Here is a 26,486-nt window from a genome sequence, read left to right as displayed (position 1 = left end):
GCGGCAGGCATCCAGGCCGGTTCGTTCTACAACCTCTTCCCCACCAAGGACGAGGCGGTCCTGACCGTCGTCCGAGATGCGATCAGCACGTTCGATCCCGACCCGGACGGAGAGGGAAACGATACGGTCGAAGCTCTCGTCGATGCGTATACCGGTTTTGTCATCAAAGACCCTGAACTCGGGAGGGTCTACGCCCATATGGCCGTTACGGCCGCCCTCACCCAGGACCACCTCGCCGGACGCATCCAGAGACATCACGAACAGCGTGTCGAACGATTCACAAATGCCTATGTGCGAGAACACCCGAACGTACCACGGTCCCTGGCCGGTGACCGCATGGAGATCCTGCTCGGGGCCCTCAATGGACTGAGCATTCGATGGTCAATCAACCCAACCTTCGACATCTGTTCCTATGCCAGCCTCATGGTCGACGAGCTCTCGACAACGCCCTGACCGAATGGCTGCGCTAAGTTCGGATCATGGACTTTGAGACCCTGCTCTTTGACGTTTCCGACCACCTGGCCACCATCACGCTAAACCGGCCTGAGGCAGCCAACGCCATCAACCTCACCATGAGCCGGGAGCTCATGCAGGTCGCCATCGAGTGTGACGAGAACCCTGAAATCCGGGCGGTCCTGATCACGGCACGCGGCAAGATGTTCTCCGCTGGTGGGGATTTGAAAGCGTTCATAGCCGCGGAAAGCATGGCCCACTTGCTCAAGGAGATGACGATCTATCTCCACGGGGCCATCTCGCGTTTCGCCAGGATGAACGCACCGGTGATCGTCGCTGTCAACGGAACGGCAGGCGGTGGTGGCTTCAGCCTCGCCATGGTCGGGGACCTGATCCTCGCTGCCGAATCAGCCAAATTTGTTTCGGCGTACACCAAATCGGCGCTATCTCCAGATGGCGGATCGACCTATTTCTTGCCGCGGGCCGTCGGACTCCGCCGGGCGGCCGAACTCATGCTGACCAACCGGGTACTGACGGCAGCCGAAGCGCTCGATTGGCGGTTGATCACCCGGGTGGTCGCCGATGACGACCTGCTTGCCGAGGCAGTTGCACTTGGCAAAGAACTCGCCTGCGGACCGACGCTGGCTCACGGGCGGGTCAAACAAATGCTACTAACAACGTTCGGCGAGTCTCTCGAGACGCAGATGGAGTCCGAGGCACGGAACATCGCCGACATGTCTCGCAGCCGCGATACAGCCGAAGGAATCGCCGCCTTCCTGGAGAAACGTCCGCCCGACTACCGGGGTGCATGATCTGCGCCTAGATCGGCGGCGTTATCTCGAAGTCACCATCGAAGTCGTAAAGCTCAAACGATGCCCGGTAGAACTCCGTCACAGAAGAGTTAAGTCGAGTTCCTCCGAAGGCATAGGCAGCCTTGCTGACAAAGCCCGCCTCGTCGATCCACACGTCGATCGATCCGATATCAAGACTCGAAAACTGGTCAAGCTCGGGCGAGCCACCAAGCCAGGTCTGCACGTCGGATGTGCCACCTTGATAATGCGTCGCCGGGCGCCCATTCACGTCTTCGATACCGACGTCGGTCAACTGGGCCAACACAGGCGTCAAGCTGTCCGGGGTGAGAGCGGTGACGCTGGTCAGGCCCAAGACCTGCTCGGCCGCCGGGTTCTCTTGCCATCCCGATCCATCATCGATCCAGAAGATTTCACCGATGCCGATGACATGCGCCACCCGTTCGCCAGAGGTGATGGTCGCCTCGATACTGGCGGGCTCACGGCTGTACGCAGAAGCGATGTTTGAAGAAATGATCACATCGGTACCGGCCTCGTCCCGGCTCAACAGAATCTCGGTCGACGATCGAAACCGCTCGAGGTCGGTTGATACAAACACATCACCACTTGGGGGAGCCGCTCCTGGCCCGTCACCCTCGTCAGGGACAACCACCCCCGTGGTCGTCGGACCCGGCGGAAGCGTGCTGCTCGACCGGACTGTGGTAGCCGGCGGCGGCGGTGCAACGGTGGTGGTGGTCACGGCCGAACTGCAGGCACCTAACAGCACAAGAACAGCAACGAAACCACGGCGCATGGAAGACACGGTACTCATACGTTGAATCGAAAATGCATTACGTCACCATCGACCACGGTGTACTCCTTGCCCTCCACCCGCATTCTTCCAGCCGCCTTGAGAGCTGCCTCCGATTTGAGCTCAAGCATGTCCGCGATGCGATACACCTCGGCGCGGATGAAGCCGCGTTCGAAGTCGGAGTGGATGACGCCCGCCGCCTGAGGCGCCTTGGTTTTGGCTTTGATCGTCCACGCTCGGATCTCCTTTTCGCCAGCCGTAAAATAGGTCTCCAGGCCCAACAACAAATATGCAGCCCGGGCGAGCACCGCCAGACCCGGCTCATCAAGACCCAACTCGGCAAGGAACTCTGGACGTTCCTCCTCGGGCAGTTCGGCGATGTCGGCTTCGGCCTGAGCACACAGGATGATGCAACCTGCCCCCTGTTCGGAGGCGAGTTCCTGCACCAAAGCCGTATAGGCGTTGCCGGCGAGACCGGATTCGTCGACGTTGGCTATGTAGAGGACCGGCTTGAGCGTGATGAGCTGTGCGTCCCACAGTGAGGCCCGCTCATCGGCAGTAAAACCAATCGCTCTCGCCGGGATCCCGTCGTCGAGGGCCTTGATGAGTCGCTCCGTGACATCACGGGCAAATGCCGCGTCTTTATCCCCTGTACGGACCGCTTTGGAGAGCCGATCAAGTCGCCGATCGACCACAGCCAGGTCCGCAAGGATCAACTCGGTCTCGATCGTTTCGATGTCGCGGCGGGGATCGACGGTACCCTCGACGTGAGTGATGTCATCTGAGTCAAAACACCGAACAACATGCAGCACGGCATCTACTGAACGGATATGGCCGAGGAATTGATTACCAAGGCCTTCGCCCTCAGAAGCCCCCCGGACCAGACCGGCAATGTCCACGATCTCAACTGCAGCCGGGATCACCTTGCGGGTTTCAATTACGGACTCAAGCTGTTCGAGTCGCCGGTCAGGCACCGACACGATCCCCACATTCGGCTCGATGGTGGCAAACGGATAGTTGGCTGCCTCAACCCCGGCCGCCGTGAGAGCGTTAAAGAGGGTCGACTTGCCTACGTTTGGGAGACCAACAATTCCGGCCTGCATGCTGAATCCTTATTGGGTGAGCGGAAAACGTTAGCGGCCCTCGCCCGCCCCAAGATCACCGGATGCGATACGGTATAAAAGACAGGAGGCACAAATGACCACGCTGGCTGGCAGCATCACAAGACCCGAGGGTGCTTCGCATATACCACCCACCCCCATTGGCGAGCTTGAAGCGACCCTCGAGCTGCTCAGCAGCCATCGTCGAGCGTGGCTCGAGGTGGACATCGACGAACGTATCGCGCTACTTCAGTCCGTTATCGATAATGCCGTGGAGGTCGGTGAGGCCTGGGTTCGGGCTGCCTGCGACGCCAAGGGGATCCCGTTCGACGAACCGGTGGCCGGCGAAGAGTGGCATGCCGGGCCGGTACTCACCGCTCGCAATGCCCGACTGCTCATCCGGTCCTTGGAGGCTATCAAGGCGACCGGGACCCCGGTTATCCCTGGTCCGATAACCACCCGACCAAACGGGCAGACGGTCGCCCAAGTGTTCCCTGTCGATAATTGGGACAAGGTGCTCTGGCAGGGATACACCGGCCAGGTGTGGATGAAGCCAGGGATCACTCCCGGAAACCTCCGCTCGACGATGGCCGCCGCCTATCAGCCCAATGCAATACGTAACCCCGAGCTGGCCCTCGTGCTTGGTGCGGGCAACATCTCGTCAATCGCTCCCACCGACACCCTCTACAAAATGTTCGTCGAGAATGCCGTGGTTGTGTTGAAGATGAGCCCTGTCAACGAGTACATCGGTCCGTTCCTCGAACAGGTTTTTGCCGGCTTAATCGGGCGGGACTTTATGTCGGTGGTCTATGGCGGCGCCGATGTTGGCGCCTATCTCGCCACCAACCCAAACGTCGACTCCGTCCACATCACGGGCTCGGACAAAACGCACGATGCCATCGTTTTTGGTTCGGGGACCGATGGTGCCGAGCGCAAGAAAGCCAACGAACCACTGCTGACAAAACCGATCTCGTCTGAACTTGGCAACGTGAGCCCGGTCATCGTCGTGCCCGGACCCTGGTCTGAGAAGGATCTCGCCTTTCAGGGAGAGAACATTGCCGGAATGCTTACCCACAACGCCGGCTTCAATTGCATCGCCACCCGAGTCGTGATCACCCACGAAAAATGGAACCAGCGGGAAGCTCTTTTGGATGCCATCTCCGACGCGCTGCACGCGACGCCTGATCGGCGCCCGTACTACCCGGGGGCCAGAGAACGTTGGGAACACTTCCAGGCTTCACATTCCTCCGTCCGCACCCACGGGGATCATGCTGAAGGCGCCGTTCCGTGGACTCTGATTCACGATCTCGACACGGAGGACCCGGAACACTCCTGCTTCGCCGTCGAGGCGTTTGCAGGAGTCTTCGGTGAGGCACCGCTCAAGAGCGAGCGCTCCGTGGTCAGCTACATCCGCGACGCCGTGCGGTTCGCCAATGAAACCGCCTGGGGCACCCTCGGGGCTTCTCTCATTGTTCACCCGAAGTCACTCAAAGACCCCGAAATTGCCGCAGCCGTCGAACAGGCGGTCGCCGACCTGCGATATGGCACGGTCGGCGTGAACGTATGGGTTGGACTGGGCTTCGCCTTCATGAGCACCACCTGGGGAGCATTCCCCGGCCACCCGCTGAACGACATCCAGTCGGGGCGGGGCATCGTGCACAACACGCTCATGTTCGACCAGGCCGAGAAGTCGGTTGTACGGGGACCGTTCCGCCAGCCACTCAAGCCACTCTGGTTTGCGTCGAACAAGCAAAGCCACAACATCGCCAGAGGTTTGGTAGCGATGGAGTCAGACCCGTCAGGGATGGCACTGGCCCCCATTCTGGGAGCCGCCATCCGCGGCTGAAATACTGACCGCATAACAAAGAAGGGCCGCGGAAACCCGCAGCCCTTCTCTTGATTTCAGGTACTCCTACTTGGTGATCAGTTCAGCTTCCATACCACCATTGAAGTGATCCTCAATGGCACAAATGACCTGATAGGTACCGGCCGCTGGAGCCGTGAACGTGAAGGTCCCCGTATTGCCAGGATCAACTTCCTCTTCCCAATACACGAAGTCGGCCAGAAGCTCTTCCTCGGTCTCGGGGAGGTCGGCTTCACTGGCAATGGTGACGCCATCCTGGAGAATCACCCATTCATGACCCACAGTGCCATCGTTCGTGATGTTGATCGTGATCTGCTCACCTGCGGCAACGGTCCATGACGTCGGGTTCATTTTGAATTCGTCGAGTGTCACGTCGATCTCGCTGGCAGGTGCGGACGACCCACAACCCGCCAAAGCGAAACCAAGCACGGCGATCAGAATCAGTATCTTTCTAAACTGCATTAGTGCCTCCCGGACTATATATATATATTGGAGTCACCGTACCATTCTGAATCAACGAGCCGTCGCCAAAACCCACTGGTTGTTCTACGGCAGGGGAAACAATTCTTCCCTCATGCCAGCCTCGAAATGGCCGGGGATCAAACACACCAGGACCGTGAACGGATCGGTTTGGTCAATCGGAACCGCCACATCCAGAGTCTCACCCGGCTTCAGCTTGTAGACAATGGTGGTTTCATCAAAAGCCTGCTGGGCGAGCGCTACGTCAACAGCGGTCGGCAAAAGTGCCATGAACTCAGATAGGGCAGCGTCTGTGGTCAGTCGAAATTCGTGCGAGACCAGACCCTCGTTGACTATATGAAAGCCAACGGTTTCACCGCGAAAGAACTCGGTCGTAGCGAGATGGAACTCAAATTCCTTGATCGAGACGTCGACGGTCCGGTTGGTTCCCTCAATCAATACCCGAGGGGCGGGTGCCGAAGACTCGCCAGCGCAGGCGGCCAACGCAACAGCCAGAACGACAAGCACCTTCCAGCTAGCCACGAATCCTCCCGTATCGTCCGCTCCAGCCACGTTAGCAAGGGGCAGTGCGAAGAGGGTCTACAAACCGCCGCAACTTTCGGGATTCCCGGGTATTCGATAGTCCCTGCGACTCCTGACTTCGTCAGGCGTGCAGGATCATGTCAGCGGCCTTCTCGGCGATCATGATCGTTGGGGCATTGGTGTTCCCACGGGTGACCGTCGGCATGACGGATGCGTCTACGACCCGGAGTCCGTCGACTCCGAACACGCACAACTGTGCATCAACTACCGCCTCAGACTCATCTGATCCCATCCGGGCCGTACACGTCGGGTGGTAGAGCAATTCCGCCTTGGCCCGAATGTAGGAGACCAGCTCGTCGTCCGTCTTGGCGTCGTCGCCCGGGTGGAGCTCAGCGCCCCGATAAGCGTCAAGAACCCGCGAGCGGAGGATCTCCCTCGTCATCTTGATCCCATCAACCATCGACCGCAGATCGTCTGGATGGCTCAGTGCCGTACTCAAAATATCGGGATGAACTTCGGGATCCCTGCTTCGTAGTCGCACGTATCCGCGACTCTTCGGCGCCACCAGGGTCGGCCCGGCCGTCATGGCGTCTCCGTCATGTAGGTCGAAACCGTGACGATTGAAGTAGCCAGGTGCAAAATGAAACTGGATGTCCGGTGCGTCGAGCCCGTCGCGCGTATGGACGAAACCGCCCGCCTCGCCGACGTTCGATGAGAGCATGCCCTTCTTGAAAACGAGGTATTCGACCAGCCGAGCAGGCTTCTCGGCATGCGCCAGGCTTACCGGTTTGTGGACCTCGAAGGCATTCATGACCACGGGGTGATCTTGCAGATGATCCCCAACGTTCGGGTTGTCAACCAGCGCCTCAAATGCCAAAGTTCGTCAGGTGATCAGCAGGACCGATGCCGGACAACATCAGCAAGTGAGGGGAATTGTATGAGCCGCCCGACGCAACGACCTCGACATCGGCCCGGGCAGTCTTCATCTCGCTGCCGTGGCGGTAGCGCACTCCAACCGCCCGGCCATTCTCGATGAGAATCCTGTGTGCCACCGCGTTGGTTTCGACCGTGAGGTTGGGTCGCCCCATCACCGGTCGCAGATATGCCCTGGCAGTGCTCCAACGGACCCCTCCTTCTGAGTGACTTGGTACGCTCCCACCCCCACCTGATCGGCTCCGTTGAAGTCAGGATTTCGCGGGTGCCCTAAGTCAACGGCTGCTTCGACAAACGCTTCGGACAGTTCGTTGATCGATCGCTGATCGGCAACATTCAAAGGTCCGCCGATGCCGTGAAAAGCGTCCGCCCCCCGTTCGTTGTGTTCCGCTTTCTTGAAATAGGGAAGCACCTCCTCATAGGACCAGCCGCCACAACCGGAGGACGCCCAAGCGTCGTAATCAAGACGGTTGCCCCGGAAATAGATCATGGCATTCATCGAGGAAGACCCACCGAGCATCTTCCCCCGAGGCAAGTAAAGCTGACGATCGTCTGCATCGGGTTCTGGCTGCGTGAAGTAGTTCCAGTCCCGTTTCGACTGAAAGAGCTTGGAGAATGCGGCCGGCGGGTCAACATTCAGATGTCGGTCGGATCCGCCAGCTTCTAGGAGGAGAACCCGCCGTGCAGGATCGGCGCTCAGGCGGTTGGGAGGACCGAACCAGCCGAACCCGCCCCGACGATTACGTAGTCGAAGGTGGACATCCGCCGAGCTTACCGCACCCCGTTTCTGGGTCGAGTGTGCGTCCGATTTGTCATAGCCAATCTGGATGCACACTCGTCCTAGAAAGCGGGCGGGTTACTTGCGGTCCCGCACCGCTTCGACGTTGGCGAGGGCTTCGCGTAGGTCAGCCAACCAATCGGTTTCGTGCTGGCCAACCAGTTGCACGCACCAGGCGAGGGCTTCACTCCGACTTCTGGCGACTCCACCGTCGATCAGGGTATCGAGCAAGGCCCGTTCCTTGAGGCGAAGCCGCGTCATGGCCGGAACGGCCAGGTGGGTGAATACGGCGCGGGATTCCCCACAACTTGCCCCCCAAGAGACCTTCCGGTCGAACGTTCGCTGCGCTTCGTCCGCAATCTTCATTCGCTGCGGCCGGGTATCTTCCCGAAAACCCTCGATCCGACTCCGCTCGGCGACCCGGAGGTGATCCGCGTCGAGTCCTTCGGACGGTGGGCCGGGCAACGTACCCAAGACGAGGATCTCATCCCGGTCGCCACTCACCGCAAAGTCCTCAAACCAACCTTCCGGAAGTCTCCCCACAAACCAGGCTTTTACATCGTCCATGCTTATCCCTTCGTCAAGATTCCTTGATTGTAATAGATATTACATCATTACACGTGATTCTCGAACCTTGGTTGAACTTTCCGAACGCACACGGAAGCCGACGTAAGCTCCGCTCGAGAAGCACGTCCGACTCCACACCTTCGGCCAACCCGTCTCGGACGGATTTTCGCTCAAGAGCATTGAGGAACAGCTTCTGTGTGGTCGCGGCCTGACTGCTGAAGGGATTTGCCCGTAGCTTTCGCCTGACGTCCGAGCGACACAACCTCATCAGACTCGGTACCGTTGTCCAAGGAGGATGACGATCTGATATGAGTTACGCCCGGACGTACGAAGCATCCCAGCTCGATCCAGCACAATTCTGGGCGAAGGCTGCTGAAGAAATCGACTGGCTCATCCCCTTCGAAGTCGTACTCGACGACACCCGCCGCCCGTTCTACCGTTGGTTTAGAGGCGGTGTGATGAACACCTGCTACAACGCTCTCGATCGCCATGTGGCTGGCGGACGGGCGGCGCAAAACGCCCTCATCTACGACAGTCCCATGACCGGACAGATCCAGAGCATCACCTATGCCGAGCTACTTGAGAGAGTGGCGTTGTTCGCCGGAGCCCTCAGAAACCTCGGAGTCGAAAAAGGCGATCGGGTCATCATCTACATGCCAATGGTTCCCGAGGCCGTCATTGCCATGTTGGCATGTGCTCGAATCGGGGCCGTTCACTCAGTGGTATTCGGTGGCTTCGCAGCAAAAGAGCTGGCAACCCGGATCGACGACGCTCAACCAACGGTGATCGTGGCGGCCTCGTGTGGATTGGAACCGGGCAGAACTGTGGCGTACAAACCTCTCCTTGACGAGGCAATCGCCATGTCGGCCCACGACCCTGGGGCTTGCATCATCCTGCAACGGCCCGAGCTGGAAGCCGACTTGATCAAGGGCCGGGACGTAACCTGGGAGCAGGCGATCGAAGGGGCCGAGCCAACCGAATGTGTGGCGGTCATGGCGACCGACCCGTTGTACATTCTCTACACCTCGGGCACGACCGGGGTTCCCAAGGGCGTTGTTCGCGACAACGGTGGCCATGCGGTAGCTCTCAACTGGTCAATGCGGAACGTGTACGGAGTGGAACCCGGGGATACGTTCTGGGCAGCTTCCGACGTCGGCTGGGTGGTCGGGCACTCGTACATTGTCTACGGTCCCCTCCTGGCCGGATGCACCTCCGTCCTATTTGAAGGCAAGCCAGTCGGAACTCCCGATCCGGGGACCTTCTGGCGGGTAATAGCCGAGCACAACGTCAAGGTCCTTTTCACCGCACCAACGGCTTTCCGGGCCATCAAACGAGACGATCCCACCGGCAGCTACCTCGCCAACTACGACCTCTCGGGTTTCAAAGCTCTTTTCCTGGCCGGCGAGCGTTGTGACCCCGACACCCTCAACTGGGCATCCGAAAAGCTCGGCGTTCCGGTACTCGACCACTGGTGGCAAACCGAGACGGGCTGGGCCGTGGCAGGCAATCCCCTCGGCATCGAACTCTTGCCAGTCAAACCAGGTTCGGCCGGTGTTCCGATTCCGGGCTATCGGGTGGAGGTCGTTGACGACGAAGGCACGATCGTTCCGCCCGGCGAGATTGGCTCGGTCGTGATCCGACTCCCCATGCCGCCTGGCACGCTGCCAACACTTTGGAATAACGAAGCCGGATATGAATCCTCGTATCTCTCCCGATATCCAGGCTATTACCTGACCGGCGACGCCGGGTTCAAGGACAACGACGGTTATATCTCGATTATGAGTCGCATCGACGACATCATCAACGTGGCGGGCCACAGGCTCTCGACGGGCGGGATGGAGGAGATCCTGGCCGATCATCCCGACGTCGCCGAATGCGCGGTGATCGGGGTAGATGACGACCTCAAGGGTCAGGTCCCGATCGGGTTCGTAGTTCTCAAGAGCGGCGTCGATCGAGACCATGCCGAAATCGTTGCCGAGCTGGTCGCAGCCGTCCGACAGCGGATCGGCCCGGTGGCCGCGTTCAAGGAGGCCACGGTCGTTGCCCGGCTGCCCAAGACCCGATCGGGGAAAATCCTACGATCGACCATGCGGAAGATCGCCGAAGCACAATCGTGGTCGGTCCCGGCCACGATTGACGACCCCGTCATCCTCGAAGAAATCGGAGAGGCGCTCGCCACTATCGGATATCCGAAGGTTTGACGATGGAACATCATGCCGATTTCGCGGTGGCTCTGACCCAACATCTCGTCGTCACCACCAGTGCAGATCCCGATGACGGACACGGGCCGATCGAGGGCCATGTCATCTCTCTGGGATGGTGGGTCCAGCCAGGTGCAGATGCCAACCCCGACCATGAGCCTGCCGGAACGCTCTACCTCGTTGTTGACGAACGTCGACCCCGCCCGATGTGGGTACGACAGGCACACCTCACGTCCGTGCGTCTCGCCAGATGATCGAATGGTTCCGGCAGGCAACCGTCGATCCTTCACTCGTAGTTCTTGAGGGTTTCCACGCCGTGAAACACGCCCACCGTTTCGGGGCGGAAGTGGTGGCAGTGATTCACGATCAAGAGCGGGTACTCGATCAACTGACAGCCGTTGCTCCCGACATGATGCGGGTCGTCCAACAGGCAAGTCCCGTTGACGCGGAGACCTTTGCCAGCCTGTTCCGGCACCCACACCCGACCGGCCTGGCGGCGGTCGCCAGGCGGCCACTGCCGATTGATGTCAACGAGATCACACGGACCTCGCCAATAGTATTCCTCGACGGCCCACGCCACCTCGGCAACATCGGGGCGACCATTCGCATCTCGGCGGCAGGTGGAGCCTCGGGGCTCATCGTGACTGGCGACGTGAACCCGTGGCACCCGGCGGCCCTCCGGGGGTCGGCCGGACTCCATTTCGCCTTGCCAATAATTCACGCCGCAGAGATGCCGCCCACCGACCGACCCATCATTGCGTTCGACCCCGAAGGCGACGATGCCGCCGGATACATCCCTCCAACCGACGCCATCCTGGCATTCGGGAGCGAGCGCACGGGATTATCCGATACAACGAAGGCCGCCGCTGACCACCTCATCGCCTTTCCGATGAGAGGCGGGGTGTCGAGTATCAACCTGGCAGCCTCAGTCGGAATCGGTCTCTACATGTGGCGCCTCAATCAAGCCACTCAAGCCGAGGTATAGGCTGAGCCTCATGAGCGATCCACTCACAGCCTGGCACCGGTTCATCGCCGAAAAAGACATTGCCTACCTCGACAATCTTCTCGACGACAACGTCAGCTTCCGACCGCCAACGTATTGGAAGACCCGGATTGGGAAACCAATCACCATGCTGATCTTGTCGAGCGTGATGGAGATTTTTGAAGACTTCGAATACCGCCGACAGTGGATCGACGGCGAAAATTGGGCGCTGGAGTTCTCGGCCCGTATTGGCGACCTGGCCCTCAAAGGCGTCGACCTCATCCGACTTGAGAACAACAAGATCGTCGACCTCGAAGTGCTCATTCGCCCACCGAATGCCATCAATGCTCTCCGCCACGAAATGGTCACACGATTGGCCGCCCTCGGCGGCGAATGACGAGGTATTCCCACATCCGACCAAGGCACACGCCTTGTACGCGAAGGGAACGCCCCCGTCTAACCCATACTGCCCCCGACCTCGTCATCGTTGAGGCGTTCGAGCGAGACCTGGCAGCGGCGCTCAGCTAGGGCTTGCACTCCCAATGACCCCAGGCGTCGCCCGGATGACCACTACGAATAGAGAAGTCAACGAGATACGCAGCAACAGCCACGTTGGCCTCCGGATCAAGCCGGGAGTAGCCGTTCCATCCTGACAGGACGCTCATCCACGCCCAGGTGCCGTCAAGAAACTGGAACAGGCCAGTGGCACTGGAGTTCTTATTCTTGGCATTGGGGTTGCCGCGCGACTCACAGGCCATAACCCGCATCGCTTCATCAACCCGGTCGGCCGGAAAGTACTTCTCAACCAACCAGCGCCACTGTTCAACGGACCCTGTCCACCTCTGCTTGGCCTGCTCCTGTTTAAGGGTTGCTTGCGCCTCCCGGTAGGCAGTATCAGCAGCTTCAAGGTTGCGAAACGCTTCGGCGACTCGTTCATCTGCCAAAGCGAAGAGCCCATCGAGCTCGATTCGCATCGCGGCCAACTCATTGTTGAGGGCGGCCAACTCATCGAGTGCCAACTGCAGCTCCACTGTGTGTTCCGCCAGGTCGGCCCGGCGAGTGTCGAGTTCCTCGAACAGCCCTTCGTCGAGATCCGAGGCTCGCTTGATGGTTTCGTTGGCGACCGACATCGACTCAAATGACCCACTGAGGAAGAGCGCGCTACCTGGCGCCGCCAGACTCCGGATGTATGCACCAACCGCTCGCTCTTGCGATTCGCGGTCGAGATTGATGACCTCCGAGCGGACAACGTCCATGTCGGATCGTTGCGCGGCGATCTCCAACCCGACCGATTCGAGATCGGCGTTCACCCGTTGGTACGTGGTCAGGGTTTCGCTTAGCCGGAGCTCAAGATTGGTCGCCGTCGCCTGATCCTGGACGTACACGCCTTCAGCCGTCTGGCGGGCGCCCTGCGTTTCGGCGGCCACTCGCTCCGCCTTCTCAAGTTCAGTCTCTGCATTCGCCACCAGGCCGCCGAACAGGAGCCCGGCGACAAGCACACACACAAGAAGAGCCGTAAAGGCCCGGAATCGAGACACGCCGCGCAGGCTACCGCCAGATCAACTTGATCTGGGGGACCTACCTTCGGCCGCTGAATTCGGCATGCGGGCACGGCGCACGCCAGACTGGCGACATGACAGCAGTATCCGATCTCGACTGGCGACTCATTGCCAGCGCCGTTCTGGTGATTACGGTCTCGACGCTCCCCGCCTTTATCACGGCTGCCGCCATCGCCCAGGCCGGCCCCGATATCGGATACGGCCCCCAGAAGCTGGGCATCCTCACCTCGATCTACTTCCTTACGGCGGCGGTTTCGTCCTCGAGGATCGGCAATCTGGTAGAACGCGTCGGGTGGCGTCGAACGATGCGATTCAATGCGATCGCGGCATCAATCCTTCTCCTGGTGGTGGCAACGGCAGTTCGCAACATATGGACGCTTGGACTGGTACTGGCCGTCGCCGCGGCGATCTACGGTGCGGCCAATCCAGCCGCCAATCTCGCCCTGGCGAGACACATCCCCGAGGATCGCCGCGGCCTCGTCTTCGGTATCAAACACGCCGGGATTCCCACCGCCAGCTTCCTGGCTGGGATCGCCATCCCTGCGGTCGTACTGACGCTCGGATGGCAGTGGGCCTACGCATTCGGAGCGATGATCGCCGTCGGGGTGTTCTGGCTAATCCCCACCGATACCGGTCGCCCGACGGACAGTCAACCGACCGATCAACGAACGCCGATGACGTCGCGTTGGCTGGCCGTCCTGGGGATCGGGAGTGGCTTCGCCACCCTGGCGGCCGGGATCCTGGGCACCTTCCATGTCGATGCGGCCATCGCATATGGTTTCTCGGAGGCCGATGCCGGCACACTGCTGGCGGTCGCTTCGCTCACAACGATCGTCGCCAGGGCCACCTACGGACACCTGGCCGATCGGACCGGGGCGAGCGGTCTTGGGTTCATGATCTGGCTTTCGGTTCTTGGCGCGGCGTGTTTCTTCGCGCTCGGTACCAGTCGTTCGATCTGGTTCGCGGCGATCACCCTGGCGGCGTTTTCAACGGGATGGGCATGGCCGGGGTTGTTGACCTACGGCGTGGTGCGGGCCAACGCCGGTCGGCCCGCCGGATCCACTGCGATCACCCAGGCGGGAATCTTCCTGGGAGCGGGTGCCGGCCCGGCGCTATTCGGTTGGCTGATCGAAAATCGGTCATATCAGGCTGCCTGGAACGTCACCGGTATCAGCCTGCTCGTTGCCGCCGGACTGGTAGCTACCGTTCGGACACGAGGCGTACCTGTCGCGTAACGTTCAAACCATGAAATCGAACGCCGCCACTGTGACCCAATACCTCGCCGAGCTTGCACCCGAACGACGCGAAGCTATCGAGACGGTCCGCAAGGAGATTCTCCGACGCCTCCCCGAAGGGTATGTCGAGACGATGGGCTTTGGCATGATTGCCTACGTCGTACCGCTCGACGTTTACCCCGATACCTACAACAAACATCCGCTCATGTACGCCGCCCTGGCCAACCAGAAGAACCACATGGCCTCTATCTGTCTGCCATCTACGGCTCACAACCACACCGCGCCAAGTTCAAAGTGGCCTACGCAGCCACGGGCAAGCGATTCGATTGTGGCAAAAGCTGCGTACGGTTCCGACGACTCGACGACTTACCATTACAAGTGGTTGGCGATGCCATCGCCTGTCGAGGGTTCGAGCCCGAGGCCGTCCACCCGGCCAGGCGGTCTAAACCCGACCAGCCTCGACGTCAGCCACCAGGACGAGACCCGAGCGATCATCGAGCGTTGTGAGCGTGACTATGGAGTCGCCAAGCAGACGATCAGAACGGGCGACGAGCGAGCCCAACTGGGTGTACACCGCGTCCCCCGGGCACGAGGTGCTCGCTACATCACGATGCCCGAACACGGTATCCAAGCCGACGCCGAACTTGGAGGAACCCCAGGCGATAAGACCGACTGTAGAAGCGAGCTGCGGTTCCGATGGCAGCTGGCTGTTGAATTCCCCTTCACAGCAGATAAGCAAGTGGCCGGTCGGGTCATAGTTGGTGGAGGTATCTCCGACCGCCCAGACAGGACGGCCCTCGTAAATGTGCCCGTTCCGATCGACGATGTAGTGATAGGCAAGATCGGGCCATCCCAGGTCCTGCTGGTGATACGCCTGATGCTCGCGCATACGGCCGGGAGCATCGCTGTTGTCCTCAAGAAGCGAGGCCGTGTGATGGATCGTGATGCGGGTGATTTCGTGTTCGACGAACGTGCCCACCACCGGCGATGCGCCCCAACCTTCTTTGGAAATGATGACCAACTCGAGCGGGGCGAGGCTGTCAGGCGCGGTCGTAGGAACCGGAGGCGGGACCGTCGAACTCGAAGCAACCGACTCGAAGGAGGCTTGTCCGAGCGTAACCGGCAGGGCGGCGCCGGCCTCTTGCCGTAGCCAACCAACCCCGGCGCCGACGGTTCCGAGCCCAACAATCAATTTGAGAAACCGACGACGACCAAACATGGAATGGCAAGGTTAGGCGATGGCCTCGACCCGAATCACGGACCACGCCGCCACCGACTCTCACCGCTGTCACAGACGGGACCTCTAGGGTCAATACCGTGCCTAAACGAGTGCAGCCAAGTGACCCGGTGCCCGGACAGCCGCACGATCTGATCTCAGTGCTGCTCGATCGATCGGCTCCCTACGGCGATAGTGACCATGGCGCCATGGACCTCGGAGCCTATGACGACCCCGAAGTAGCTGGTGCCCACGAGCAAATCTGTGCGGACCCGACCGAAGACCGCGAGCGCGTCGACAGCTGCCGAGAATCGCTGCTGGAGATAGGTCTCAGGCGCACTGTGAGTCTGCACTAAAACCGCCCTACCGTTCGCCCCACCCGCTGGTCAGCGGGTTGGCAGAGTGCTGATTGCCTCAATCCGGGCCATAGCCATCCGCACGGCCGCCTCGTTGGGGGTTATCGAAAGAGCTCTGGCCGATTCCAAAATGGCCAGAGTCCGGTCGCCAAGCCCTTGAACCTGGGCAATAGCCCGCTCGGGTTTGTACCCATGCAGTTCGTCGGCGACGTTGATGACCCCTCCGGCATTGGCGACGAAATCAGGGACGTACACGATGTTGCGTTCGGCGAGTCGCTGAGCGTCTGCATCGGTGGCCAGTTGATTGTTGGCCGATCCGACGATGAGACGACAGTTGAGCTTCGGAATGCTTTGCACATCAAAGACGGCTCCAAGAGCACACGGCGAAAGAATGTCGACGTCGGCAAACAAGATGTCTTCCTTCGGGATCTCTTTGACGCCAAACCGCTCCACGGCCCGGTCGACCGCCGGCTCCCAGGCGTCAGCGACGAGGACCTCGGCTCCGGCTTCAACGAGCAGTCCGACGTAGTCCATCCCGACCTTTCCGACCCCCTGGACGGCCACCCGGCGGCCCCGCAGGTCGGTTGAACCGAAGACGTAGCCGGCCGCCGCCTGCAGAGAAAAGAACAAGCCGAGGGCAGTAGCGGGCGAAGGGTCGCCCGATCCGCCATTGACCGATGACGTTCCGGTGACCCATCTCGTCTCGCGCCGGACGCATTCCATGTCCTCGATCGTGGTCCCGACATCCTCAGCGGTGACGTACCGGCCGCCCAGCGACTCGATCAACCGGCCGTAGGCCAGGAGAAGATCCTCGGTCTTGATCTGGCGGGGGTCCCCGATAATGACCGCCTTTCCGCCGCCGTGATCGAGTCCTGCTGCGGAGTTCTTGAGGGTCATCCCCTTGGAAAGACGCAAGACGTCTCGAAGCGCCTCTTGGTCGGAGGTATACGGATAAAAACGGGTGCCACCCAGGGCGGGCCCGAGGGCAGTCGAATGAATGGCAATGATGGCCCGCAGGCCGCTCGCGTCATCAGCGCCGTACAGAACGTGGGTATGCCCGTCACGGTCCGCTGAGGAAAATACACCCATGGTGAGGGTCCCTTCCCTGATCGGTTGTTAGGTACCAGGCTACCTCTGGCGTCCGGTCAGTGGCCACCACCAAACGCGCACAATTGGTGAGTCATTCGACCCTCGTTCAGCCCTCCGCGGGCACACGGGCTACTCGACGTAGATGATGGTCTTGCGCTTGGTGACCTTCCCCCGGCGGAGCGGGAGTACCGTCGTCAAGATCTTGTAGGTCGTGCCGAGGAATGGAATCTTGGCGAAGATTCCTTGCGGTCCTCGCACCATCCGCCCGGTTTCCACATCGTATTTGGCGTGGTGCCAGGGACACACAAGGCAGCCGTCCGACGCGATCGAACCGTCTGCCAGGTCGGCCATCAAATGGCGACATCTCCTCGTGACGGCGAACAATTCGCCATCGGCGTTGCCGACCGCGTATGGTCCGGCGCCGACGACTTTGCCGGGTGGCAGCTTGGCGACCGAACAGACTTTGATCTCTTCTGACATAGCGCCTCCTGGTGGTTCTCTCGCGAAGCCTACTGCGTGCGTACGTTGGCTGAGGATGGATGATCGCCATCGTCCGGTCAGAGTTGATGGAGCCGACCATCTTGGAATCTATGATCTAAAGGTCGCCCCGAGGAGTGTCACCGTGCAATTCACCGACGAGCACCACCAGTTCCGAAAAGTCGTGCGAGAGTTTTTCGAACGTGAGATCAACCCACATGTCGATGAGTGGGAAGAACTCGGCATGATGCCGCTGCATGACATCTTCCGGCAAATGGGGGCACTGGGTTTCCTCGGCCTCGAGTATGACCCGGAATTTGGCGGTCAAGGTGCCGATCATCTCTTCACCGTGGTTCTCGCAGAGGAAGCTGGCCGCGCTCACAACGGGTCAATCGGCATGGCCCTCGGAGTTCAGGTCGACATGGCTACCCCATCCTTGGCCCAATTCGGGACCTCCGAGCAGAAGACGAAGTTCCTGGTGCCGGCACTGCGCGGGGAGATGGTGTGTGGCGTTGCCGTAACCGAGCCCGACGCGGGGTCCGACGTCGCCGGCATCAAAACCCGCGCCGTTCGCGATGGTGATGAGTGGGTTATCAATGGGTCCAAGATCTATATCACGAGCGGCCTCCAGGCGGACTGGCTCTGTGTGTTGATCCGCACGTCCGATGAAGGCGGATACGAGGGAATGTCACAGGTCATTGTCGAAACCAAAACTCCCGGCTTTGACGTCTCGAAGAAGCTGGACAAGCTCGGTATGCGGGCTTCGGACACCGGCTTGCTGTCATTCACGGACATGCGAGTTCCGGTGGCCAACACCATCGGGAACATTGGAACGGGCTTCCAACAGCAGATGTCTCAGTTTGTCGTCGAACGAATGTGGGCGGCGTACTCGTCGGTCGGCGGTATGGATCTGGCACTCGAACGCACCAAGAACTACCTCAAGGAACGCCAGGCATTCGGCAAACCATTGATCAAGAACCAGTACATCCAGTTCAAGCTGGCCGAACTGGCGGCAGAGGTCGACCTGCTTCGCCACTACAACTATGCCCTGGCCGCCTCGCACATGCGGGGAGAGAACCCGGTCCGCATGGCCACGATTGCCAAGCTGAAGTCGGGCCGCCTGGCCAGAGAAGTTGGTGACTGGTGCCTCCAGTTCCACGGTGGCGTCGGGTATATGGAAGAGACCTGGACCGCCCGGTACGTGCGGGACGCTCGACTGGGATCGATCGGCGGCGGTGCCGACGAAGTCATGCTTCAAGTACTCGCCCGGATGGACGGCTATTCCTGAGTCGACTCGGGCAGCTCGAGCAGTTGGACCAAGTTGCCGTCGGGGTCCGCAAACGTCGCGACCCAACCGCCCCACTTCTCGCGTTCGGCATACCGGACGATTTCAACGCCTGCCCGGGCGAGATGAGCAACCGCCGCCTCGACGTCCCCGGTGGCAAAGTTGATCATGATCCGTTTTGGATCCTGGGATGGCCCTTCGACTTCTGAATGAACGGCCACGGTCAGGCGCTGATTTTCAAACTCAAAATTGATAAAGCCCTGGCGATCAGATCGAACAGGCAATCCAAGAGTATCCCGATAGAACCTGGCCATCGCCTCGAACCGATCGAGGGAGGTGAAGATCAAAATTCCGGCCGGTTGGACAGGCCCGAGGGACATCAGTGGGTGACTTCTGCGAAGCCGCGTCGCCAATACACCAGTGGGTCACGTTCGGCAAGGAACTGTCCGGCCTCTACCCGGCCGATGAAAACAAAATGGTCACCTGCGTCGATCTCAGATTCCAAGCGACACTCAAAGTAGGCATACACCGACTCCGACAATATCGGTCCGCCGACTTCAGTAGCAGGCTCGTCATAAGAAATACCCAGAAAACGGTCAGCGGACTTCGAGGCCATCGTGAGAGCCAGGTCCCCGGTACCGGCGGCCAGGAAATTGACCGTGAAGCCCCGGCGATCGCGGATCGCTTCCAGTGATGAGGAGTCCTTGCCAAGACATACCAACACGAGCGGCGGATCAAGGCTCACCGACGAAAACGCACTCACGGTCAAACCAGTTGGTCGGGCGTCGCTGTCGAAGGTGGTGACGACGGTTACCGAGGCAGCCACGTTCCCCATGACCGTCAGGAAGGTGTATTCATCCACGTGCTCAGGCTCCTCAGGTCGACCCGGTGAGGGTACCTGGCTCGCTCAAAACCTGCGCGATCACGTCACCAGAAGATCGTTGAGGTAGAGGCTGATCTCGTGGGCGAGATCAAGCTCGTCGCAGAGCTGCTCTTTCCCCAAAAATATGTCTGCAAGTGAGATTCCGATTCGGCCGACGACCACCACCCGCCGTTCGGCTGCGTCGGTCACTGCCCCGAATGAGTCAATAGCCGACACCTCGACCGGAAATCGCATTCCCCCGATCCCGGCAAGTTCTGTCGCGAGAAGCAACAGATCCGGCTGCTGATCGAGAGGCGGCAAGGCCCAGTTGAAACCCAGTGTCAGACCAAAAACATCGTCGGGCGCCTCAACGTCGACTGGCATATCCTGGACGTGATCCTCGAAGTCGAGGATCACACGAGGATCGACATCAAGCGCCATATGAAGGTCGAGCGCACCACCGCACGTTTGTTCGGGATGGACGTCGATCTCCCACATCTGGCTGAGCGAATAGGTTTCGATGAAATGGCGCTCGTCGTGGACATGGAACCCATGATCCATGGCGTGACTTTTCAGATCGGCAACAAAGCCGGCGATATCAACTGCAGCCACACGGTCCTCTCAACAATTCGGCCAGGGAGTCCAGCCACTTTGGGTATACAGCCAATAGGCAACGGCCGTATTTGCTTCACCATCGTAGATGCTGGCGCCCGACCATCCGGCTGCGGCAGCCCGACTGTCCCACGCGGAGATCGAGTGTTGGAAAAGCCCGCCATACCCGTTCGGGTTGTAGGCATTCGTGTTGAGTCCGCTTTCGCACACGGCGATCCGGATCGCCACATCGACCTCGTCGCCGGAGAAATATCGACTGAACAGGTCACGGGCCTCGGCCTGGGTCAATACACCCGAATAGGCCGATCCCGTCGTCGTCGTGGTTGTGGGGGGTTCGGTCGTAGTCGTGGTCGGCGCCTCGGTGGTCGTCGTGGTCGGCGGCTCGGTAGTAGTCGTTGGCGCATCCGTGGTCGTCGTGTGCACGTGTGTGGTGGTCGTGGAGGGGGCAAGCGTGGTCGTCGTGGGGTCGATGGGCGTAGTCGTGGTCACCGGCGCCTCGCTCGTGGACGAGGTCGTCACCGCAAGGGCACCGGACCGTTCACGGGCGGCCGGAGCCAAAGAATTCACCGCCCTGGCTTGGATCACAAGCTCCTCGACCGTGATCGGGGCAGCTTCACCGAAGGTCGGGTCAGGTACCGCCATGATCGTCGTCGTCGACGATGTTGTGGCCGCCGCCTGAATCCGCGCGTTCGCTCCACCGGTGAGCCAGATCAGCCCGAAGATCAATCCGGTGAGTAGAAGTGCGAGAACCGCACGAACAGATGCCTTGTCCGCCACAGACACCCGCAGAAGGGTACCGGCGACAGGTTGCTATTCACAAATGAAATTGGCGTGCTTGTATTGCTACATGACGTGGCCCTTCAGTCCTCCACTCGAAACCATGGAAGCGAAAGTGTCCGAAAAGTGGCCAAAAGGGAGCTTCGCGTACGAACCAAAATGGGATGGATTCAGGGCAGTCGTGTGGTCGAACCCGGGCGGTCGGATCGACTCACGAAACCAACGGCCCCTCCTTCGGTACTTCCCCGAACTCGAAGGTGCCATCGCTCAACTCCCGGAAGGCACGGTGGTTGACGCCGAGATCGTGGTTGTCATAGATGATGTGACCACCTTCGACACGCTCCAACTTCGTCTCCATCCGGCCGCCTCCCGTGTTGAAAAACTCTCGAACGAGATCCCCGCCCGACTCGTCGCCTTCGATCTCTTGGCCGACCGGGGTGAGGACATTCGCATGCTCCCGTTTTCAGAACGCCGCGCACGACTTGAAGAGCTGATGCGGTCGCTCGATCAACCCTGGAACCTGACCCCTTCCACCACCGACGAAGCCACCGCCAAACGATGGTTCGACGAGTTCGAGCCAACCGGCTGCGACGGGATCATCGTAAAGCCGCTGGACCAGGCCTACATCCACGGAAAGCGAGCGGTGATCAAGATCAAGCATCGCCGGACCATCGATTGTGTCGTGGGCGGCTATCGGGTTCACAAAGATGGCGACAAGATCGGTTCGCTGTTGCTGGGCCTCTACAACGATGGCGGTGACCTGCATTTCATCGGCCACTGCTCGGGTTTTCAAGATGCGGACCGGGTAGAGATGCTCAACCAATTCGAAGCGCTTCGCTCCGACGAGTCCTTCGGTGAGGAAGCCAGGGTGCCTGGCGGAGATAGCCGGTGGTCGGCAGGCAAGGATCTGTCCTGGGTTCCCATCGTGCCCGGAGTCGTGGTCGAAGTCAGTTATGACCAGCTGGAGGGCTATCGGTTCCGGCACGCCACCCGGTTTCACCGGTGGCGCCCCGACAAAGATGCGGTTGACTGCACGATGGACCAGCTCGAACGGCCGGACGGCCTGGGGTTCTCGGACATGATCGCCTATGGCTAGCGAAGCCTTCATTGAGGTAGACGGCGAATCGATCCGCATCTCGTCGCCGGACCGAATCGTCTTTCCAGAGCGGGGTTGGACCAAGCTCGACGTCGCGAACCACTTTGCGGCAGTCGCCGACGGCGCCCTCAACGGGATCTTTGGTCGCCCGACCATGTTGAAGCGGTATATGAAAGGGGTGCGCGAACCGCCGGTCTACCACAAGCGGGCCGACAAGAACTCGCCGTTCGAGACCGTCGAAATTCGGTTCCCTTCACAACGGCCCGGCATCATGAACGTGCCGCGAACCAGAGCTGACATTCTGAGATTGGTCCAACTCGGGTGTCTTGACTTTCATCCGTGGCCGGTGCGGGCCGAGGACATCGACCATCCAGACGAGCTCCGGATCGATCTAGACCCGACCGACGGATTCGGTTTCGAAGACGTCCGCGAGGCTGCTCGGGGTGCCAAGGCGTTGTTCGATGAGGTGGGACTCGTGAGCTGGCCTAAGACATCCGGCAGCCGGGGCATCCATATCTATGTGCGCATCGAGCCGATCTGGGATTTCTTCCAGGTCCGGCGGGCGGTGCTGGCATTTGCGAGAGAGTTAGAACGGCGCATGCCTGGTGCCGTGACGACCAAATGGTGGAAAGAAGAACGAACCGGGATCTTCATCGACTTCAATCAGATGGCCCGCGACAAGACCGTATCGTCTGCCTATGGCGTTCGACCAACCGGATATATATCGACCCCGTTCGACTGGGACGAACTCGATGAGGTGTCGATCGAACGGTTCCCCATGCAAGGATTTGCCGATCGGTACGCCGACGTCGGCGATCTCACCGCCGGAATGGATCATAACGCCGGCTCTATCACAACCCTCCTGGAGTGGATGGCCCGCGACGAAGACAACGGAATCGGTGACGCTCCCTGGCCACCTCACTACCCGAAACAGCCTGGCGAACCTCCTCGGGTCCAGCCGTCCAAACAGCGGCGCCCCGACGAGGACTATTAAATGCGGTTTCGTCTCTTCGGGTTTCCAATCGAGTTCAACATCACCATCCTGTTGCTGTTCTATTTCGTCGGCCAGGGATTCGAACCGGCCATCGCCGTTGTGGCCGGATTGGCCGCGGTGCTCTCCATCCTCGTCCATGAACTCGGCCACGCTTTCATCGCGAAAGGGCTCGGCGGAAAGGTGCAGGGCATCACCTTGCATGGCCTCGGAGGTGTCACCTCCTGGACCGGGGGTCGCAACACCGGATGGCCGCGCATCGCAGTCGCAGCGGCCGGATCGGTCACTTCGATCGTCATCGGGGCAGCCATCTGGTTGCTCGCCTCGTTCGGTGTCCTCGGTGATCTCGCTCAACTGGTCCTCGACGCCCCCTGGCGGGTGTATCTCGGCGACGCTCTCAATGCAGGCAACTCACTCGTGTTCTTTCTCGGAGTTTTCGTGTGGGCCAACACGATCCTCGGCGCTTTCAACCTTCTCCCGATCGGAGGCCTCGACGGTGGGACGATCCTCAGCGAGCTCATCGAGAAGGCCCTGCCTGGTTCGGGACGGCTTCATGGCGCCATCATCGGGCTGATCGTGGGGGCGGCCGTGGCCATCCTCCTGTATCAACGGGGGTTCACGTTCGCCCCGATCATTATCGGTATCTTTTCGGTGCAAGCCCTGGTCAGAGCGTTTTCTTCACGACCGGTCAAGTAACCTTCCGGCGATGGACATCATTGAAACGATCCGATCGTCGGTCATCGGCGATTCCGATGTCGTTGATGGACCGTTCGGTCCTCGACTGGTCACCTACGCCGATTACACGGCCTCGGGCCGTTCACTGACCTTTATCGAGGACTTCATCCGGAACGAAGTTCTTCCGCTATACGCCAATACCCACAGCGAAACCTCGGGCACCGGTCGCCAAACGACCCGGTTCCGCGACGACGCCCGGCATCTCGTCCGGCGCGGGGTGGGCGCTACCGATGAGCACGCTGTGGTGTTCGTTGGTTCTGGAGCGACGGGGGCGGTCGACCTGATGATCAGGGTCCTCGGCTTGCGGATCCCGGCCGAACTGGACGCGCAGTACCAGTTGACCCAACACATCCCGGCGCAAGAACGGCCGGTGGTCTTCTGCGGACCCTACGAACACCACTCAAACGAGCTTCCGTGGCGCGAATCGATCGCCGACGTCGTGCGAATCCCGGAGGACCGCGACGGCCACATCGACCTTTCGGCACTCGAGGTCTCCCTCAAGGAGTACGAGGCGCGACCACTTAAGATCGGAACATTCTCAGCTGCTTCCAACGTTACGGGCATCATCACCGACCACGCCGCAGTCGCGGCACTCTTGCATCGTTACGGCGCCTACTCATTCTGGGATTACGCGGCGGCCGCCCCGTACATCGGCATTGACATGGACCCCGTTAGCCCCGAAGACGCCCATAAGGACGCCATCTTCATCAGCCCCCACAAGTTCATCGGGGGACCCGGCACCCCGGGGGTCCTGGTGGCTCGCAAGGAACTCTTTCAGAACAAGGTCCCCGCCGTTCCCGGTGGAGGCACCGTGGCCTACGTCAATACCGAAGAACATCTGTATCTAACCGACATCGAACATCGTGAAGAAGGCGGGACACCTGCCATCATCGAATCAGTACGGGCCGGTCTCGTGTTCCAGCTCAAGCTGGCCGTCGGCTCCGACCGGATACGAGCCCTTGAGCATACGTTCATCAAGCGGGCCATCGCCTCGTGGAAGACCAATCCGAACATCGAAATCCTCGGGAACATTGACGCTGACCGACTATCGATCGTGTCGTTCGTCATCCGCTACGAGGGTCGGTACCTCCATCACAACTACGTGGTCGCCCTTCTTAACGACTTGTTCGGCATCCAAAGTCGGGGAGGCTGCTCCTGCGCCGGTCCGTACGGGCATCGATTGCTCGGCATTGATATGGATACCTCACATCAGTACGAACAAGAGATTCTTCGTGGCTGTGAAGGGATTAAGCCTGGCTGGGTGCGAGTCAACTTCAACTATTTTCTCGCAGAGGAGACCTTTGACTTCATTGTCGAAGCCGTTCATCTCGTCGCCAACGAGGGCTGGAAGTTGCTCTCGTGTTACCGCTTCGACTCCCATACCGGTGTATGGCGACACAAGGACGCCCCCGAGGACACGGCATTGAGCCTGACCGACATCAGCTATGAATCGGGTTCGATGACCTATCCGGATCGGCGCCGAACCGCCGACAGCTCGGCCCTCGGTGACTATCTTGATGAAGCCCGGATTCTCCTGGACCGGGCCCAGACCGAACCTCCCTGCGAACCTGCTCCCCACCTTGACCTCGAAGCCGAGGCACTACGGTGGTTTCCAGTCGCTGCCGAGATCCGACCGCGACCAAACGGTTCGTGACCGAAGTCGCTCCGTCGCCCAGTCGTCGCGACGAAATACGATCTGGCCTTATTGATACGCTCCCCCTGCTGCTGGCTGTCATCCCCTTCGGGTTCGTCGTCGGCGTCGCGGCGGTTGGCGCCGGTCTTTCAACACCGTTGTCCATCGCCGCGTCCGGAATCATCTTTGCCGGTGCGGCTCAACTTGCGACCATGTCACTAGTGGGCGCCGGGGCGGCCTGGCCGACCATCATCGGTACCGCCCTAGTGATCAATGCCAGGCACGTCATGTACTCGGGAACCCTGGTACGACCACTCGGACATCTCCCCAGAGCCTGGCGCTGGTTGGTGTCCTACCTGATGATCGACCAGGTATTTGCGTTGACCGTCACCCGATCACGCGATGGAAACGACCATCCCGACCTCCATTGGTACTCGGTGGGCATCGGCCTTACGCTCTGGATCGTTTGGATGATCGCCACCTCGGTTGGGGTGATCGTCGGGGCAAGTATTCCGGGTTCCTGGGGACTCGGGTTCGCGGCTCCCCTCGTATTCATTGGTCTCATCTTTCCCGCACTAATCGATCGGGCGTCAGTTGCCGCAGCCGTGGCATCAGGAATCACCGCCATACTCGCCGTCGCGTTACCGTTCAATCTCGGACTGCTGGTCGCCGCGCTGGTCGGGATTGCGACGGGTGTTGCCGTGGACCGAACCCGATGAATCCCTGGCTGATTATCTCCGTCATCGGGATCGGCACCGTGCTGCTACGGGGGAGCTTTTTGGCGATTCTCGGCCCGGGGAGCATCCCGCCTGCCCTCGAACGGGCGCTCCGGTTCGTCCCGGCGGCCGTATTCCCCGCCATCGCTTTGCCCGCGGTATTGGTGGTGGATGGCTCGTACGCGATCGGCTTCGACAACTACCGCATTTATGCGGCGGTGGTTGCTGGAGTGGTCGGATATCGAACCAAGAATCTCTCATTCACAATGGTGGCCGGACTGGCCACCCTGTGGGTACTCGAAGGCCTTTTCTAACGATTCACAGTTGGCGACACATCGTCGTAAAATGCCCGATCCTGGCTTCAAGGA

29 protein-coding genes and 2 pseudogenes are annotated in these 26,486 nt (G+C 60.2%); 16 read left to right on the top strand and 15 right to left on the bottom strand.

Annotation, left to right across the window (positions count from 1 at the left end; genetic code table 11):
* The coding region (locus JJE47_08520) for a TetR/AcrR family transcriptional regulator (GenBank protein MBK5267465.1) at positions 1–453 on the top strand (453 nt) is incomplete at its 5' end.
* A 23-nt stretch (positions 454–476) separates the two neighbouring features.
* The gene (locus tag JJE47_08515; GenBank protein MBK5267464.1) at positions 477–1,265 is read left to right on the top strand and encodes an enoyl-CoA hydratase/isomerase family protein; all 789 of its coding nucleotides are present in this window, start codon (positions 477–479) and stop codon (positions 1,263–1,265) included.
* Positions 1,266–1,272: 7 nt separating this feature from the next.
* On the opposite strand, the gene JJE47_08510 is transcribed toward JJE47_08515, so the two are convergent.
* Together JJE47_08510 and ychF are read right to left on the bottom strand one after the other, a co-directional pair.
* Entirely contained in the window at positions 1,273–2,055 is a 783-nt protein-coding gene (locus JJE47_08510; protein ID MBK5267463.1) for a hypothetical protein, read from the bottom strand.
* Positions 2,056–2,069: 14 nt separating this feature from the next.
* On the bottom strand, positions 2,070–3,155 hold the full coding sequence (gene ychF / locus JJE47_08505; GenBank protein MBK5267462.1) for a redox-regulated ATPase YchF: 1,086 nt from the start codon (positions 3,153–3,155) through the stop codon (positions 2,070–2,072).
* Between the two features lie 94 nt (positions 3,156–3,249).
* Here ychF and JJE47_08500 point away from each other — a divergent pair, with 94 nt between their 5' ends.
* Positions 3,250–4,998, top strand: a complete 1,749-nt coding sequence (locus tag JJE47_08500; GenBank protein ID MBK5267461.1) for an aldehyde dehydrogenase — start codon at positions 3,250–3,252, stop codon at positions 4,996–4,998.
* A 66-nt stretch (positions 4,999–5,064) separates the two neighbouring features.
* On the opposite strand, the gene JJE47_08495 is transcribed toward JJE47_08500, so the two are convergent.
* The 4 genes and pseudogenes from JJE47_08495 to JJE47_08480 form a co-directional block, all read right to left on the bottom strand.
* Positions 5,065–5,478, bottom strand: coding sequence for a cupredoxin domain-containing protein (locus JJE47_08495; GenBank protein ID MBK5267460.1), 414 nt, complete (start codon positions 5,476–5,478; stop codon positions 5,065–5,067).
* An 84-nt stretch (positions 5,479–5,562) separates the two neighbouring features.
* Positions 5,563–6,018: a hypothetical protein gene (locus JJE47_08490; GenBank protein MBK5267459.1), complete on the bottom strand. Its 456-nt coding sequence runs from the start codon at positions 6,016–6,018 to the stop codon at positions 5,563–5,565.
* Between the two features lie 121 nt (positions 6,019–6,139).
* Positions 6,140–7,713 (bottom strand): annotated as a pseudogene (locus JJE47_08485) (choline dehydrogenase).
* Between the two features lie 94 nt (positions 7,714–7,807).
* The gene (locus JJE47_08480; protein MBK5267458.1) at positions 7,808–8,296 is read right to left on the bottom strand and encodes a hypothetical protein; all 489 of its coding nucleotides are present in this window, start codon (positions 8,294–8,296) and stop codon (positions 7,808–7,810) included.
* A gap of 308 nt (positions 8,297–8,604) precedes the next feature.
* Here JJE47_08480 and JJE47_08475 point away from each other — a divergent pair, with 308 nt between their 5' ends.
* Genes JJE47_08475 through JJE47_08460 form a run of 4 tightly spaced genes read left to right on the top strand, consistent with a single transcriptional unit; the run spans position 8,605 to position 11,876 of the window.
* Positions 8,605–10,497, top strand: coding sequence for a propionyl-CoA synthetase (locus tag JJE47_08475; protein MBK5267457.1), 1,893 nt, complete (start codon positions 8,605–8,607; stop codon positions 10,495–10,497).
* Between the two features lie 2 nt (positions 10,498–10,499).
* Positions 10,500–10,751, top strand: coding sequence for a hypothetical protein (locus JJE47_08470; GenBank protein MBK5267456.1), 252 nt, complete (start codon positions 10,500–10,502; stop codon positions 10,749–10,751).
* The gene (locus JJE47_08465; GenBank protein MBK5267455.1) at positions 10,748–11,482 is read left to right on the top strand and encodes an rRNA methyltransferase; all 735 of its coding nucleotides are present in this window, start codon (positions 10,748–10,750) and stop codon (positions 11,480–11,482) included. The genes JJE47_08470 and JJE47_08465 overlap by 4 nt, the downstream gene beginning before the upstream one ends.
* 10 nt (positions 11,483–11,492) lie before the next feature.
* Positions 11,493–11,876, top strand: a complete 384-nt coding sequence (locus JJE47_08460; GenBank protein ID MBK5267454.1) for a nuclear transport factor 2 family protein — start codon at positions 11,493–11,495, stop codon at positions 11,874–11,876.
* A 277-nt stretch (positions 11,877–12,153) separates the two neighbouring features.
* Here JJE47_08460 and JJE47_08455 read toward each other — a convergent pair.
* Positions 12,154–12,246: pseudogene (locus JJE47_08455) on the bottom strand (transglycosylase SLT domain-containing protein).
* An 866-nt stretch (positions 12,247–13,112) separates the two neighbouring features.
* On the opposite strand from JJE47_08455, the gene JJE47_08450 reads away from it, so the two are divergent.
* A complete protein-coding gene (locus JJE47_08450; GenBank protein ID MBK5267453.1) occupies positions 13,113–14,273 on the top strand; it encodes an MFS transporter in 1,161 nt (386 codons plus the stop codon).
* On the opposite strand, the gene JJE47_08445 is transcribed toward JJE47_08450, so the two are convergent.
* Complete coding sequence (locus tag JJE47_08445) at positions 14,239–14,544, bottom strand: hypothetical protein (protein ID MBK5267452.1); 306 nt, start codon at positions 14,542–14,544, stop codon at positions 14,239–14,241. The genes JJE47_08450 and JJE47_08445 overlap by 35 nt on opposite strands.
* A 171-nt stretch (positions 14,545–14,715) precedes the next feature.
* On the bottom strand, positions 14,716–15,492 hold the full coding sequence (locus JJE47_08440; GenBank protein ID MBK5267451.1) for an N-acetylmuramoyl-L-alanine amidase: 777 nt from the start codon (positions 15,490–15,492) through the stop codon (positions 14,716–14,718).
* A 98-nt stretch (positions 15,493–15,590) separates the two neighbouring features.
* Between JJE47_08440 and JJE47_08435 the strand changes: the two genes are divergently transcribed.
* Positions 15,591–15,845 carry a hypothetical protein gene (locus JJE47_08435; protein MBK5267450.1) on the top strand — a complete coding sequence of 85 codons (255 nt, stop codon included), beginning with the start codon at positions 15,591–15,593 and terminating at the stop codon, positions 15,843–15,845.
* 30 nt (positions 15,846–15,875) lie between these two features.
* On the opposite strand, the gene JJE47_08430 is transcribed toward JJE47_08435, so the two are convergent.
* The gene (locus tag JJE47_08430) at positions 15,876–16,934 is read right to left on the bottom strand and encodes a Glu/Leu/Phe/Val dehydrogenase (GenBank protein MBK5267449.1); all 1,059 of its coding nucleotides are present in this window, start codon (positions 16,932–16,934) and stop codon (positions 15,876–15,878) included.
* A 129-nt stretch (positions 16,935–17,063) separates the two neighbouring features.
* The gene (locus JJE47_08425) at positions 17,064–17,414 is read right to left on the bottom strand and encodes a Rieske 2Fe-2S domain-containing protein (GenBank protein MBK5267448.1); all 351 of its coding nucleotides are present in this window, start codon (positions 17,412–17,414) and stop codon (positions 17,064–17,066) included.
* A 142-nt stretch (positions 17,415–17,556) separates the two neighbouring features.
* Here JJE47_08425 and JJE47_08420 point away from each other — a divergent pair, with 142 nt between their 5' ends.
* Entirely contained in the window at positions 17,557–18,699 is a 1,143-nt protein-coding gene (locus tag JJE47_08420; GenBank protein ID MBK5267447.1) for an acyl-CoA dehydrogenase family protein, read from the top strand.
* On the opposite strand, the gene JJE47_08415 is transcribed toward JJE47_08420, so the two are convergent.
* Genes JJE47_08415 through JJE47_08400 form a run of 4 tightly spaced genes read right to left on the bottom strand, consistent with a single transcriptional unit; the run spans position 18,690 to position 20,953 of the window.
* Positions 18,690–19,076 carry a VOC family protein gene (locus JJE47_08415; protein ID MBK5267446.1) on the bottom strand — a complete coding sequence of 129 codons (387 nt, stop codon included), beginning with the start codon at positions 19,074–19,076 and terminating at the stop codon, positions 18,690–18,692. The two genes, JJE47_08420 and JJE47_08415, sit on opposite strands and share 10 nt — an antisense overlap.
* Positions 19,076–19,558 carry a flavin reductase family protein gene (locus tag JJE47_08410; GenBank protein ID MBK5267445.1) on the bottom strand — a complete coding sequence of 161 codons (483 nt, stop codon included), beginning with the start codon at positions 19,556–19,558 and terminating at the stop codon, positions 19,076–19,078. The genes JJE47_08415 and JJE47_08410 overlap by 1 nt, the downstream gene beginning before the upstream one ends.
* 60 nt (positions 19,559–19,618) lie before the next feature.
* Positions 19,619–20,170, bottom strand: a complete 552-nt coding sequence (locus tag JJE47_08405; GenBank protein MBK5267444.1) for a hypothetical protein — start codon at positions 20,168–20,170, stop codon at positions 19,619–19,621.
* A 9-nt stretch (positions 20,171–20,179) separates the two neighbouring features.
* A complete protein-coding gene (locus JJE47_08400) occupies positions 20,180–20,953 on the bottom strand; it encodes a transglycosylase family protein (GenBank protein ID MBK5267443.1) in 774 nt (257 codons plus the stop codon).
* Positions 20,954–21,017: 64 nt separating this feature from the next.
* Between JJE47_08400 and JJE47_08395 the strand changes: the two genes are divergently transcribed.
* From JJE47_08395 to JJE47_08370, 6 genes are read left to right on the top strand one after another with little or no spacing between them, the layout of a single operon-like run.
* On the top strand, positions 21,018–22,043 hold the full coding sequence (locus JJE47_08395) for an ATP-dependent DNA ligase (protein MBK5267442.1): 1,026 nt from the start codon (positions 21,018–21,020) through the stop codon (positions 22,041–22,043).
* The gene (locus JJE47_08390; GenBank protein MBK5267441.1) at positions 22,036–23,037 is read left to right on the top strand and encodes an ATP-dependent DNA ligase; all 1,002 of its coding nucleotides are present in this window, start codon (positions 22,036–22,038) and stop codon (positions 23,035–23,037) included. The genes JJE47_08395 and JJE47_08390 overlap by 8 nt, the downstream gene beginning before the upstream one ends.
* Positions 23,038–23,730, top strand: coding sequence for a M50 family metallopeptidase (locus JJE47_08385; GenBank protein ID MBK5267440.1), 693 nt, complete (start codon positions 23,038–23,040; stop codon positions 23,728–23,730). It abuts the gene before it with no gap.
* A 10-nt stretch (positions 23,731–23,740) separates the two neighbouring features.
* The gene (locus tag JJE47_08380; protein ID MBK5267439.1) at positions 23,741–25,423 is read left to right on the top strand and encodes an aminotransferase class V-fold PLP-dependent enzyme; all 1,683 of its coding nucleotides are present in this window, start codon (positions 23,741–23,743) and stop codon (positions 25,421–25,423) included.
* Complete coding sequence (locus JJE47_08375) at positions 25,420–26,121, top strand: AzlC family ABC transporter permease (GenBank protein ID MBK5267438.1); 702 nt, start codon at positions 25,420–25,422, stop codon at positions 26,119–26,121. The genes JJE47_08380 and JJE47_08375 overlap by 4 nt, the downstream gene beginning before the upstream one ends.
* A complete protein-coding gene (locus JJE47_08370) occupies positions 26,118–26,432 on the top strand; it encodes an AzlD domain-containing protein (GenBank protein ID MBK5267437.1) in 315 nt (104 codons plus the stop codon). Before JJE47_08375 ends, JJE47_08370 begins: the two co-directional genes overlap by 4 nt.
* The last annotated feature ends 54 nt before the right edge of the window (positions 26,433–26,486 follow it).

This window comes from Acidimicrobiia bacterium, from assembly GCA_016650365.1.
Classification (GTDB): domain Bacteria; phylum Actinomycetota; class Acidimicrobiia; order Spongiisociales; family JAENVV01; genus JAENVV01.
This window is presented reverse-complemented; position numbering and strand designations above follow the sequence as displayed.